The following is a 12064-nucleotide window of genomic DNA, read 5'->3' on the forward strand; positions in this document are numbered from 1 at the left end:
GTTGGAAGCACCCGTGACCACCTGGACCGACCACAGCGCCGACCGTCCCATCTCGCTGACCGCGCCGAGCGGCATCGACCGCGCCGCCCACCACCGGCTCGACGAGGCCTGGCTCGCTGCGGCCTGGAGCCACCCCACGACCCGCGTGTTCGTGGTCTCCGGCGGTCAGGTGCTCATCGACGAGACGGCCGACGGCACCACCGAGCTCCTGATGACGCCCTCCTTCGAGGCTCCGCTCACCGAGGCGCACCGCTACTTCCTGGGCACGGACGACGACGGGGTGAGCTACTTCGCGCTCCAGAAGGACGCGCTGCCCGGCCGCATCGACCAGTCCGCCCGCCCCGCCGGGCTGCGCGAGGCGGGGCTCCTGCTCTCTCCCCGCGACGCGGGACTGATGGTGCACGCCGTCGCGCTGGAGAACTGGCAGCGCCTGCATCGCTTCTGCTCCCGCTGCGGAGAGCGGACGGTCATCGCCGCCGCCGGTCACATCCGCCGCTGCCCCGCCTGCGGCGCCGAGCACTACCCCCGCACCGACCCGGCCGTGATCATGGCCGTCACCGACGACGAGGACCGCATCCTGCTCGGCCGCCAGGTGCACTGGCCCGAGGGGCGCTTCTCCACGCTCGCGGGCTTCGTCGAGCCGGGCGAGTCGATCGAGCAGTCCGTGCGCCGTGAGGTCTTCGAGGAGGCGGGCATCACGGTCGGCGACGTCGAGTACGTCGCCAGCCAGCCCTGGCCGTTCCCCTCCAGCCTCATGCTGGGCTTCCTCGCCCGCGCCACCTCGTTCGAGATCAACGTCGACGGCGAGGAGATCGAAGAGGCCCGCTGGTTCTCCAGGGAAGACCTGCGGGCCGCCTTCGAGTCCGGAGAGGTCCTGCCTCCCTACGGAATCTCGATTGCGGCCCGCCTGATCGAGCTCTGGTACGGCAAGCCCCTGCCGACGCGGGGGAACGCCGTCTGACGTCGCTCAGACGCCGATCTTCTGCTTGACCTGGGCCAGCGAGGGGTTCGTCAGCGTCGAACCGTCCGGGAAGAGAACGGTGGGAACCGTCTGGTTTCCGCCGTTCGCCTTCTCCACGAACGCCGCGGACTGCGGGTCCTGCTCGATGTTGATCTCGTTGTACGTGATGCCCTCGCGGTCCATCTGGCTCTTCAGCCGACGGCAGTAACCGCACCACGTGGTGCTGTACATCGTCACAGTGCCCTGCATGTCCAACGGCTCCTTCACGGCTTCGGGTGCGTGCTCGCTGCCAGTGGAACGCAGGCGGCCGGGCGGCCATTCCCGCCGGGGGTATCCACCCGCCCGACTCCCGTAGGGGCTTCCCGCCGCCGGTCGCCCCGGCCCGCGCCGTGACGCCTGTCGCATTCGTACGACTGCGGGTGCCTCCCTGTGGACAACCGGCTCACCCGTCTCTGTGGACCTGGCAGCATGGCGGGGTGACAGCAGCAACGCACTCCACCCTCTTCCCGCAGGTTCCGGACACGGCCGACGCGGTGCTCGACGGGCTCGACCCCGAGCAGCGCGAGGTCGCCACCGCCCTGCACGGTCCGGTGTGCGTCCTGGCGGGCGCCGGCACCGGCAAGACCCGGGCGATCACCCACCGCATCGCCTACGGAGTGCGCGCCGGGATCCTCCAGCCCTCCAGCGTGCTCGCCGTCACCTTCACCAACCGGGCCGCCGGCGAGATGCGCGGACGGCTGCGCCAACTCGGTGCCGGGGGAGTGCAGGCGAGGACCTTCCACTCCGCCGCGCTGCGCCAGCTCCAGTACTTCTGGCCGAAGGCGGTCGGCGGCAGCCTGCCCCGGCTCGTGGACCGCAAGATCCAGCTCGTCGCGGACGCGGCCGCCGCCTGCCGCATCCGCCTCGACCGGGGAGAACTGCGGGACGTCACGGGCGAGATCGAGTGGTCCAAGGTCACCCAGACCATCCCCGCCGACTACGCCGCGGCCGCCGCCAAGATCGGCCGCGAAGCCCCCAGGGACCCGGCCGAGATCGCCCAGATCTACTCCGCGTACGAGGACCTGAAGCGCGACCGCGCCGTCATCGACTTCGAGGACGTCCTGCTGCTGACGGTCGCCGTCCTGCAGGACCGGCACGACATCGCAGAACAGGTCCGCTCCCAGTACCAGCACTTCGTCGTCGACGAGTACCAGGACGTCAGCCCGCTCCAGCAGCGGCTCCTGGAGCTGTGGCTCGGCGAGCGGGACAGCCTCTGCGTGGTCGGCGACGCCAGCCAGACGATCTACTCGTTCACCGGTGCAACTCCTGACCACCTGCTCGACTTCCGCACCCGCCATCCCGGAGCCACCGTCGTCAAGCTGGTCCGCGACTACCGCTCCTCGCCCCAGGTCGTCCATCTCGCCAACGGCCTGCTCTCCCAGGCCCACGGCCGGGCCGCCGAGCACCGCCTCGAACTGATCTCCCAGCGACCGTCCGGCGCCGAGCCCGTCTACGCCGAGTACACGGACGAGCCCGCGGAGGCCGAGGGCGCCGCCCGCCGCATCCGCGACCTCATCGCCTCCGGCGTCCCCGCCGCCGAGATCGCCGTCCTGTTCCGGACGAACTCCCAGTCCGAGACCTACGAACAGGCGCTCGCCGACGCCGGAGTCCCGTACCAGCTGCGAGGCGCCGAGCGGTTCTTCGACCGCCCCGAAGTGCGCAAAGCGGGATCGGCCCTGCGCGCAGCCGCCCGTTTCGGCGGCAACGACGCACTGCTCGACGACGCGGACGACCTGCCCTCCCAGGTGCGGGCGGTGCTCTCCGGCGAAGGCTGGACGACCCGGCCCCCCGCCGGCTCCGGCGCGGTCAGAGAGCGCTGGGAGTCACTGGCCGCCCTGGTGAACCTCGCGCAGGACTTCGCCAAGGCCGGCGCGACCCTCGCCGACCTGGTGGCCGAGCTCGACGAACGGGCGAACGCCCAGCACGCCCCGACCGTTCAGGGCGTCACGCTCGCCTCCCTGCACTCCGCCAAGGGACTGGAGTGGGACGTCGTGTTCCTGGTCGGTGTGGCGGAGGGCATGATGCCGATCACCTATGCAAAGACCGACGAGCAGGTCGAGGAAGAACGCCGCCTCCTGTACGTGGGTGTCACCCGGGCCCGTGAGCACCTCTTCGTCTCCTGGGCGCTGGCACGCTCACCCGGCGGCCGTGCGGGCCGTCGCCCCAGCCGGTTCCTGGACGGCCTGCGTCCCGGCTCCGTGGGCACGGCAGGACGGGGCGGCGGCGGGGCCGGAGGCATCGAGCGCGGCGTCCGTGGCGGCGTCGCCACCGCCGTGGGGCGCAGAAGCCGGACCCCCGCGCGCTGCCGGGTCTGCGGGCGGACGCTCACCGACGCCGGTGAGATGAAGCTGATGCGCTGTGAGGGCTGCCCCTCCGACATGGACGAGGGCCTCTACGAGCGGCTGCGGGAGTGGCGTGCCGTGCAGGCGGAGCGCAGCGGGCAGCCGGCGTTCTGCGTCTTCACCGACAAGACGCTGATGGCGATCGCCGAGACCGTGCCGGACGACGCGGGAGAGCTCGCCCGGATCCCCGGCGTCGGCGTGCGGAAGCTCAACCGCTTCGGGGCCGAAGTTCTGGCCATCTGCGCAGGTCGCGAGGTCGACGAAGAGCGTGAGAGCGACTGATTCAAACTCGTCGAAAAAATAGTTTGCGCATGCCCCAGCAATCCCCATAGGTTCTTAACCACGGCAGCAGCGGCCTTCTCCGAGGCACTGGTTCCGTGCTGTACTTAATAACCGTCGGGTCGGCTCACGCCGATCCCCCAAGACGCCGAGAGGAGGCGATTCCAGTGATCAGCATCAACACCAGCTTCATCAGGACCGTGAAAATGACCGATCCCTCGACCGTCGTCTCCACCTGCTCGCTCGGCGTCTCCAACCTGGGCACCGGTCTGTCCGGCATTCGTGCCGTCCGTCCGGCGTCCTCCGTGTCTCTCGCGGTCCTTCCCGTCCGGGAGCGCAATGAGCGACCGACGCAGGCACTGGAAGCGGCAGTAGTGGCAGAGGCGCATGCCTATGCCTTTGCGGCGGCCGGTGCCGGATCCCTGAAGCAGACGCAGCAGCAGCACACGATGTGGGCCTTCCGTGGGCCTGAACCCTGGAGTGATCCAGCCTGATTCGATCAGGCCGGCGCCTTCAGGGCCGCGGAACCCCACCCGGGATCCGCGGCCCTTCTGTTTGTCCCCGACCAGGGACGACAGAGCGAAGGGGCCTCGGGACATGAGAACCCGGTACCAGCCGCCAACCGGCCGACCCGGCCGGCACGACCAGACGAGGAAAACCAACCGTGCAACTCGAAGCGCACGCCCCGTCCGTACCGCCTTCCGAAACGATCCCCCCGCCCGGCTCCACGGAGGACTCCACCTTGATCCCGCTCACTGCGCTCACCGCGCTCGACGACGCCATCGAGAACCTCGGCGTACCCGTCCCCTGCCGCTCGTACGACCCGGAGGTCTTCTTCGCCGAGTCCCCGGCCGATGTCGAGTACGCCAAGTCGCTCTGCCGTACCTGCCCGCTGATGGAGGCCTGCCTCGCCGGCGCCAAGGAGCGGCGTGAGCCCTGGGGCGTCTGGGGTGGCGAGCTCTTCGTCCAGGGTGTTGTCGTGGCCCGCAAGCGGCCGCGTGGCCGCCCGCGCAAGAACCCGGTCGCGGCATGAACATCCGAGGAACGATCGACCGCCCCCTGACGAACGACCCCAAGAAACAGGCCCCGATGAAGCCGTCCCCGAGCGAGCCCGCCGGCTCCGCGACACCAGACTTCACTTCTCACGGCGCGAACGACTCGCGTCAGAACAGGACCCGAGAGATGCAACTCATCCCAGAAGCCCTGGCTCGTGCGCATATGCACGAGCAACTGCACCAGGCTGAGCAGGAACGCCGGGCCGTGCGCCTGGCGACCGCTCGCCGCATGCAGCGCCGGGCCGAGCGCGCTTCGCTGCGCGCCCGCCGCGCGCTGGCCATGGCGGTCATGCAGTAGTCGACCCCGGTCGCTCTGACAACCGCAGCAGTTGCAGGCACATCCACATCCCCGCGGGGGCCGGTCCGGTCGGACCGGCCCCCGCGGTGCGTTGTGCGGGACGATCCGCGGACCGCGGGGATATCGTCGCCGAGTGACGAGTCTTCCCGGGGACAGTGACAGCACGGGTCCGGCGCCGCGCTCCGACGCGGGCGGTGACCGGCAGATCGCGTGCGCCCGCTGCGGTGCCCGGGCCGACGGCCCCCGGCCCACGTGGACCTGCTCCGTCGAGAACGGCACCCGCCACTACTTCTGCGACGCCTGCTCGCGCAGCAACCTCAGAGCGATCGAGGGCCGCCTCGACTCCGCCTGGTGGTAGCCCGGCCGGCTCAGGCTTCCGCGGCCGGCAACGTCTCCTCCGGTTCCTCGACGGCCGCGTATTCCGCGTCCTCCGCGTCGTCCTCCACCGGTACGAATCCCGGCAGCCACTCCTCCAGTTCGTCGCGCAGCCGGACCGTCGCGCCGAGCTGACACAGGACGCCGATCGTGCTGAGTGTCACGCGGTGTATGAGGAGGTAGGACGGCGGCAGGTTCAGCTGCCGGCCCAACTGGTGGGCGGGGGAGCGCGGATCGGCGATCCGGGCGGCCTGGCTGCGCATCCAGCCGCGGGTGAAGGTGAACGCGTCCACCTGCGCCGGTTCGATGATCGGCACGAGATAGTCCAGGACCGCGTCCGGGTCGAGGTCTATCGACTCCTTGACGAAGCCTTCCTCGCGGAGGAGTTCATAGACCCCCTCGGCGTCGCCGTCCAGCGTCATCCGCAGGGAGTCCCCGATCGTCTGCGGCAGACCACCCGGGAGCCGGTCCACCGTGCCGAAGTCCAGGACACCCAGACGCCAGCCACTCTCCTCGTCCGGCAGCAGACGGAAATTGCCCGGATGCGGGTCGGCGTGCAGCAGTCCGGTGCGGGCGGGACCGGAGAAGAGGAAGCGGGCCAGCAACTGGCCGGCGCGGTCGCGCTGCTCCTCCGTGCCGTCGTTGATCACCTCCGACAGCGGGACACCGTCGATCCACTCGGTCACCAGAACCTGCTCGCACTGATGGACCACCGCGGGCACCAGCACGTCCGGATCGTCCGCGAATTCCTCCGCGTGCGCCTCCTGGGCCTGCGCCTCCAGGCCGTAGTCGAGCTCCTCGGAGACCCGGTCGCGCAGCTCCGCGATGAGCGGCTTGATGTCCATGCCGGGGATCAGCGGCCCGAGCAGCCGGGCGAACCGGCTGAGCTGGGTCAGATCGGAGAGCAGGGCGTCTCCGGCCCCCGGATACTGCACCTTGACGGCGACCTCGCGCCCGTCGTGCCACACGGCCCGGTGCACCTGACCGATCGAGGCCGCCGCGGAGGGCTTGTCCTCGAACTCCAGGAACAGCTCGCCCCAGTCCGCGCCGAGCCGCTCCTCCAGTACGGAGTGGACCGTGCGCGTCGGCATCGGGGGCGCCGCCTCCTGGAGTTTCGTCAGCGCCGCCCGGTACGGGCCCGCCACCTCCTCGGGCAGTGCCGACTCGAAGACGGACAGCGCCTGCCCGAACTTCATCGCGCCGCCCTTGAGCTCCCCGAGGACCTTGAAGAGCTGCTCGGCCGTGCGCTGCTGGAGCTCGCGGCCCACGAGCTCCGCGGACGCCCCGCCGATGCGCTTTCCGAGTCCCCAGGTCGCGCGCCCGGCGAAGCCGAGCGGCAGCGCGGCGAGTTTGGCAGTACGGGTCACTGCCTTCCGGGGAAGATCAGACATGCGCCCTCCAGGTCCCAGCAAGCCCTGCCGCGTGCGACTGTTGCCCTGCCATTGTCGCGTGCGACTCCTCGTCCTCGGAGGCCCGCTCCCCTTTTGTTTTCTCAGCGGCTCCGCAGGGGCAGCCGGGATGGGGCCAGACAGGCTTCGCATGCCAGTCGCAGCCCGGCAGAGACGCCTCCCAGCGCACTCCGGCGGCGGAGGGCGCGTCTCCGTCCAGAAAGGCGAGCGCATGGCTCGCCGCCAGCCCGGCGACGGCCGCGGCCAGGGCCAGATCGCACGCGGGCACCCGGCGCTGCCGCCCGGAGCGCCATTGCGCCACCAGTCTCGGCCAGGTCGGATCCCGGTCGGTCCGCACATGGTCCAGACACCCGGCGCAGCCGGTGTCACCGGGCAGGACCAGCGGGCCCACGACTCCGGTCGCCTCGACCACCCCGACATACAGATGAGGTGTCCCCGCGGTGATCAGGGGCTCGGCCGACACCGGGTCGGGTGCGTGCACGGAGAGGCCGTCCCGGGGCGCGAGGATCACCAGGGACAGTCCGCGGGCCGCCTCTCCCTCCCGCTCCTTGGACGACGACCGGGGCGCGCGGTCCGGGGCCGCCCGCCGCATCACCCGCCGGGCGGCGTCCTGACGGCGCTCGCCGATCGCCTCCACGGGCAGGCCGCCCGGCGTGACGTCCCCCGGCTCGACCCGGCCCAGGTCACGCACCTCGACCTCGCCCACACCGGCGCCGGCGAGCAGCGCGGCCAGGACGACTCCGACCCGGCCGGCGCCGCGCACCTGGACACGCAGAGCGCGACGGGCGGCGAGGCGCTCCACGGCCCCGCCCGGCCCGGGAGCGACGAGGGAGAGCGAGGCGAGATCGGGCCGCATCCGCTCCATGACCTCCTTCTTCTCCCGCAGCGCGGCTCCGGCCGGGCCGCCTCCGGTCGCGTCGTCCAGCAGACCCGAACGGGCCAGCCGGTCCACCAGACCGTCGACGTGGCCGTCCGGCAGGCCCATCTCGCGTCCCTGCTCGCGCAGCAGCGGCATCCCGCGTGTCCCGTCGAGCAGATCGAGGAAGCTGCCGGTCGCCGTGTCCATGGGGCCCAGCACCATCGCGTGCGCCGGCGCCATGCCGAACTGCACCGTGTTGAGATCCCGCCAGGCGCGCCGCAGCGCGGGCTTCACGATCGGATGCATGACCTACCCCCGTAGACCGTAGTACGTCCCCGAATGTCCGCCGGGTGCTCCCGCAGCGCGGACCGGATGCCAGCATGCCCGGCCCGTCCGGAGCCCGCCGAAAGTTGTCCACAGGCGGCATCGTTCGTCGTACAAATCGAACATGGGGGGTGCGGATCGGCACCGAACCGTCCCGGGGACGGGACTTCCCCCATGCGCAGCGGGTAACGTCGGGGCGTGCCCGCCGACCCACTGCACCGCGCCGCAAAACCACAGCGCAGCACGACGAGCCCGCCGCCGAGCGGTTCGGGGGCGAGCGCGATCGAGGTCCGCAGGAGCGCCCGACGGCGCCGAACGGTTTCCGCGTACCGCGAGGGCGATCGCACCGTCGTGCTCATCCCCGCCCGCATGTCCGAGGCGGAGGAGCAACGCTGGGTGACCGTCATGCTCGACAAGCTGGCCGCCCAGGAGAGCAAACGGGTGCTCGGCGACACCGAGCTGTCCGAACGGGCCGAGCGGCTGTCGGCGCAGTACTTCGAAGGCCGCGCGCGGCCCTCGTCGGTCCGCTGGGTCACCAACCAGAACACCCGCTGGGGCTCGTGCACCCCCTCCGAGGGCAGTATCCGGCTGTCCCACCGGCTCCAGGGCATGCCCGAGTACGTCGTCGACTACGTCCTGCTGCACGAGCTCGCCCACCTGCTCGTTCCCGGTCACGGGCCGCGCTTCTGGCGTCTCCTGGAGGCCTATCCGCGCACCGAGCGGGCCCGCGGCTACCTCGAAGGAGTCGTCGCGGCGGACCGGCTGCCCCGGATGCCGGCCTCGGGCGACGAGGAGGGCCGTCCGTCGTAGGGCCGTCCGTCCTCGATGGAGCCCGACGGCACCCCGGAGCGGGAGCGATTGTGTACCGGGTCTGTACCGGCTGAGTCCAGCCCAAGATTTTGCCGTTAGCCTGACGCGACGCACTTGTATTCGGGATGGGGGACGGTCGTTACGCATGGCCAGGGAATTCCAACGCGGCCACAAGGCCAAGATCACTGACCTCACCGCGGGCACCGATCTGTACGTGGGCGTGCAGATCACCGGCCCCGGGCTGACCTTCGACATCAGTTGCTTCGGGCTCGACGCCCACGAACAGCTGTCCGACGACCGGTACTTCGTCTTCTTCAACCAGCCGAAGTCCCCCGAGGAGTCCATCCAGCTGCTCGGCGCCCAGTCGGGTGACACCGAGTCCTTCCGGGTCACCCTCGACCGGATCCCGGCGCAGATCCAGAAGCTGTCCTTCACGGCGACGATCGACGGCGCCGGACAGATGTCGCAGATCGCCCCCGGCTACCTGCGCATCGTCGCGGGCGGCGAGGAAGTCGCTCGGTACGCGTTCAGCGGCGCCGAGTTCTCCACCGAGCGCGCCGTGATGCTGGGCGACTTCTACCTGAAGGACGTCTGGCGGTTCGCCGCCGTCGGACAGGGCTTCGACGGCGGTCTCGACGCGCTGCTGAAGAACTTCGGCGGCGAGGTCGCCGAGGACGAGCCCGCCCCGCAGCAGCAGCCGTCCGGCGCCGCGCCGTCCTTCGCACCGCCCGCCTTCGGGGCACCGGCTCCGGCCCAGGGTTTCGCGCCGCCGCCCGGCGCCGCTCCGCAGGCCCCGGCTCCCACGCCCTCGGTGCACGGCGCGCCCACCATCGTGGCGCCGCTGCACACCCCGCCGGGCGGCGCCACCGTGCCGCCGCCGGGACCCGCGCCGTACGCGCAGCCCCCCGGCCCTCCCGGTCCGCCCGGCCCGCCGCCGGGCTACGGCCAGCAGCCGCCCGGCCAGGCGGCGCCGATGCCTCCGGGCTACGGGCAGCAGGCACCCACCGCACCTCCCGGATACGGCCAGCAGCCTCCGTCGGCACCGCCCGGCTACGGGCAGCAGCCGCAGTACGGGCAGGTCCCGGGCCAGCCCGGCGCGCCTTCGTCCTACGGCGTTCCCCAGGGAACTCCGCAGGCCGGAGCCGGTGTCGCCGCCGCGCTCGGTGTCTTCAAGGAGACCCCGACCGGCCAGCGCTGGACGCCGCAGAACAAGAAGCTCATCCGTGTCGACCTCGGCGTCGGCGGTCAGCCCGTACTCGCCCGCCAGGGCAGCATGGTGCTGTACCAGGGCAAGGTCGACTTCAGCTACAAGGGCGCCGGATTCGCCGGCCGGCTCGTGGGCAACGCGACCGGCCAGGAGATGCAGCTGATGCGCTGCACCGGCCAGGGCCAGGTGTTCTTCGCCGAGAACGCCACCCACGTGCACCCGATCGAGCTCCAGGGCGACGCGATCTGCGTCTCCGCGGAGAACGTCCTCGCCTTCGACGAGTCCCTGCAGTACGAGGTCCGTCGCATCGAGGGGCACGGCATCCCCGGCGGCGCGCTCTTCACGATGCAGTTCCAGGGAACGGGCACCATCGTCGTCAAGACGCACGGCGCGCCCGTCGTCCTGCCGGTGACGCCCACGACGTTCGCCGACTGCAACGCCGTCGTCGCCTGGTCCGCCGCCGCCCAGGTGATCGTCTCCAGCCAGGTACGGATGCGCCGGAACGCCTACCCCGGCGACACGGGCGAGAGCGTGAACCTCCAGTTCCGCGCCGCGCCCGGCAGTTTCGTCGTCGTCCAGCCGTACGAGGTCTGAGGGAGCCCGTCATGAACCAGCCATTCGCGGGCTTCGCCCCCGCGCCCGTCACCGCGCGCATGGAGAACCACGGCAGCCACATGCTGAAGGTCGCCATGCAGACCGGAAACGACCTCTACGCGCGCGTGGGCTCGATGGTCGCCTACGAAGGGTTCGTCCAGTACGAGCCCAACCCGCCCGCCGTACGCCAGATCGCACGCGACTGGATGACCGGCGAGGGCGCGCCCCTCATGAAGTGCTCCGGCGACGGCCTGCTCTACCTGGCCGACTACGGGGCGGACGTCGTCGTCATCAACCTCAACGGTGACGCGATCTCCGTCAACGCGACCAACCTCCTCGCCTTCGACACGCAGCTCACCTGGGGCGTGGAGCGGGTGAAGGGGCTCGCCAAGTTCGCCGGACAGGGTCTGTGGAACACCAAGATCTCCGGCCAGGGCTGGGTCGCGCTGACCTCCCGGGGCAAGCCCATCGTCGTCGACTGCGGCGGCGGTGAGGACGAGACGTACGTCGACCCTGACGCGCTCGTCGCGTGGTCCCCGAACCTCAAGGTGAAGGGCAAGCGCAGCTTCAAGGCGCAGTCGCTGATCGGCCGCGGCAGCGGCGAGGCCTACCAGATGGCGTTCTCCGGTACCGGCATCGTCGTCGTGCAGCCCAGCGAGGACAGCACCGACCGCCTCCGAGTCCGGGGCTGAGGGGGAACAGGACACCATGCAGAGCCCGATCTTCGGCTACAACGACCAGCAGACCCAGGACCGCTACAGCCTGCAGAACTCGCAGATGCTCCGCGTCGTCCTGGAGGGGCACGACGACATCCTCGCCCGCAAGGGCACCATGGTCGCCTACCAGGGACTCGTCGAGTTCGACGCCGAGTACCAGACAGGCGGCCAGCACCGCGCGCGTGCCCACACCGGTGAGGGACTCGACCTGATGCGCTGCCACGGGCAGGGCACCGTCTACTTCGCCAACCTCGCGCAGCACGTCCACGTCGTCGACGTGGACCAGGACGGCCTCACCGTCGACAGCAGCTACGTGCTGGCGATGGACTCCGCGCTCCACCACGAGGTCATCGCCGTGGACAGCCAGTACGGCATCTCCGGCTCCGGGAAGTACCAGCTCAACATCACGGGGCGCGGCAAGGTCGCGCTGATGACCTCCGGGATGCCCCTGATGATGCAGGTCACCCCGGACCGCTACGTGAACTGCGACGCCGACGCGATCGTCGCGTGGTCCACGAGCCTGCGCGTCCAGATGCAGGCCCAGACCCACTCCTCCGGCGTCTGGCGGCGCCGCGGCAACACCGGTGAGGGCTGGGAGCTCAGCTTCATGGGCAACGGGTACGCGCTGGTGCAGCCCAGCGAACTGCTCCCGCCGCAGAACGCGGCGATCGGACAGGGGCTGCGCGCCCAGTACGGCATGGGCCAGCAGGGTGTCCACGCGCAGAACCAGGGCAACGCCTGGAGCTGACCGCGCGACGGTCCGGCTCGGACCGGCGCCACCGGATCACGACGAACG

The 12064-nt window shown here is 70.9% G+C and carries 13 protein-coding genes; 10 read left to right on the forward strand and 3 right to left on the reverse strand.

Going from position 1 to position 12064, the window contains the following annotated elements:
- The first annotated feature begins 13 nt into the window (after nt 1–13).
- Nucleotides 14–961: an NAD(+) diphosphatase gene (nudC, locus tag B0675_RS14845; RefSeq protein WP_179165302.1), complete on the forward strand. Its 948-nt coding sequence runs from the start codon at nt 14–16 to the stop codon at nt 959–961.
- 6 nt (nt 962–967) lie between these two features.
- Here nudC and B0675_RS14850 read toward each other — a convergent pair whose 3' ends face one another.
- Nucleotides 968–1210 carry a mycoredoxin gene (locus B0675_RS14850; protein ID WP_081219297.1) on the reverse strand — a complete coding sequence of 81 codons (243 nt, stop codon included), beginning with the start codon at nt 1208–1210 and terminating at the stop codon, nt 968–970.
- A 227-nt stretch (nt 1211–1437) separates the two neighbouring features.
- Between B0675_RS14850 and B0675_RS14855 the strand changes: the two genes are divergently transcribed.
- From B0675_RS14855 to B0675_RS14875, 5 genes are all read left to right on the forward strand, one after another.
- Nucleotides 1438–3624 carry an ATP-dependent DNA helicase UvrD2 gene (locus B0675_RS14855; protein WP_241539789.1) on the forward strand — a complete coding sequence of 729 codons (2187 nt, stop codon included), beginning with the start codon at nt 1438–1440 and terminating at the stop codon, nt 3622–3624.
- Between the two features lie 164 nt (nt 3625–3788).
- Entirely contained in the window at nt 3789–4115 is a 327-nt protein-coding gene (locus B0675_RS14860; RefSeq protein WP_081219298.1) for a hypothetical protein, read from the forward strand.
- A gap of 170 nt (nt 4116–4285) precedes the next feature.
- Nucleotides 4286–4654, forward strand: a complete 369-nt coding sequence (locus B0675_RS14865; RefSeq protein ID WP_081219299.1) for a WhiB family transcriptional regulator — start codon at nt 4286–4288, stop codon at nt 4652–4654.
- The gene (locus tag B0675_RS14870) at nt 4651–4974 is read left to right on the forward strand and encodes a hypothetical protein (protein ID WP_081219300.1); all 324 of its coding nucleotides are present in this window, start codon (nt 4651–4653) and stop codon (nt 4972–4974) included. Before B0675_RS14865 ends, B0675_RS14870 begins: the two co-directional genes overlap by 4 nt.
- Nucleotides 4975–5107: 133 nt before the next feature.
- Nucleotides 5108–5332, forward strand: a complete 225-nt coding sequence (locus B0675_RS14875; protein ID WP_081219301.1) for a hypothetical protein — start codon at nt 5108–5110, stop codon at nt 5330–5332.
- Between the two features lie 10 nt (nt 5333–5342).
- Here B0675_RS14875 and B0675_RS14880 read toward each other — a convergent pair whose 3' ends face one another.
- Complete coding sequence (locus B0675_RS14880) at nt 5343–6740, reverse strand: AarF/UbiB family protein (protein ID WP_081219302.1); 1398 nt, start codon at nt 6738–6740, stop codon at nt 5343–5345.
- Complete coding sequence (locus B0675_RS14885; protein ID WP_081219303.1) at nt 6733–7923, reverse strand: TOMM precursor leader peptide-binding protein; 1191 nt, start codon at nt 7921–7923, stop codon at nt 6733–6735. The genes B0675_RS14880 and B0675_RS14885 overlap by 8 nt, the downstream gene beginning before the upstream one ends.
- A 216-nt stretch (nt 7924–8139) precedes the next feature.
- Here B0675_RS14885 and B0675_RS14890 point away from each other — a divergent pair, with 216 nt between their 5' ends.
- From B0675_RS14890 to B0675_RS14905, 4 genes are all read left to right on the forward strand, one after another.
- A complete protein-coding gene (locus B0675_RS14890; RefSeq protein ID WP_081219304.1) occupies nt 8140–8751 on the forward strand; it encodes a M48 family metallopeptidase in 612 nt (203 codons plus the stop codon).
- Between the two features lie 145 nt (nt 8752–8896).
- Nucleotides 8897–10552 carry a TerD family protein gene (locus tag B0675_RS14895; RefSeq protein WP_081219305.1) on the forward strand — a complete coding sequence of 552 codons (1656 nt, stop codon included), beginning with the start codon at nt 8897–8899 and terminating at the stop codon, nt 10550–10552.
- An 11-nt stretch (nt 10553–10563) separates the two neighbouring features.
- Nucleotides 10564–11244, forward strand: coding sequence for an AIM24 family protein (locus B0675_RS14900; protein WP_081219306.1), 681 nt, complete (start codon nt 10564–10566; stop codon nt 11242–11244).
- Between the two features lie 16 nt (nt 11245–11260).
- Nucleotides 11261–12016 (forward strand): AIM24 family protein, encoded by a 756-nt coding sequence (locus tag B0675_RS14905; RefSeq protein WP_081219307.1) that lies wholly within the window; start codon nt 11261–11263, stop codon nt 12014–12016.
- Nucleotides 12017–12064: the final 48 nt, after the last annotated feature.

This window comes from Streptomyces sp. M41(2017), assembly GCF_002078175.1.
Taxonomy (GTDB): domain Bacteria; phylum Actinomycetota; class Actinomycetes; order Streptomycetales; family Streptomycetaceae; genus Streptomyces.

What these genes read in the sequence shown, in the direction of transcription:
- B0675_RS14850 (WP_081219297.1), bottom strand. Translation starts at nt 1,210, where the DNA reads ATGCAGGGCACTGTGACGATGTACAGCACCACGTGGTGCGGTTACTGC.
- B0675_RS14870 (WP_081219300.1), top strand. Translation starts at nt 4,651, where the DNA reads ATGAACATCCGAGGAACGATCGACCGCCCCCTGACGAACGACCCCAAG.
- B0675_RS14880 (WP_081219302.1), bottom strand. Translation starts at nt 6,740, where the DNA reads ATGTCTGATCTTCCCCGGAAGGCAGTGACCCGTACTGCCAAACTCGCC.
- B0675_RS14885 (WP_081219303.1), bottom strand. Translation starts at nt 7,923, where the DNA reads ATGCATCCGATCGTGAAGCCCGCGCTGCGGCGCGCCTGGCGGGATCTC.
- B0675_RS14895 (WP_081219305.1), top strand. Translation starts at nt 8,897, where the DNA reads ATGGCCAGGGAATTCCAACGCGGCCACAAGGCCAAGATCACTGACCTC.
- B0675_RS14900 (WP_081219306.1), top strand. Translation starts at nt 10,564, where the DNA reads ATGAACCAGCCATTCGCGGGCTTCGCCCCCGCGCCCGTCACCGCGCGC.
- B0675_RS14905 (WP_081219307.1), top strand. Translation starts at nt 11,261, where the DNA reads ATGCAGAGCCCGATCTTCGGCTACAACGACCAGCAGACCCAGGACCGC.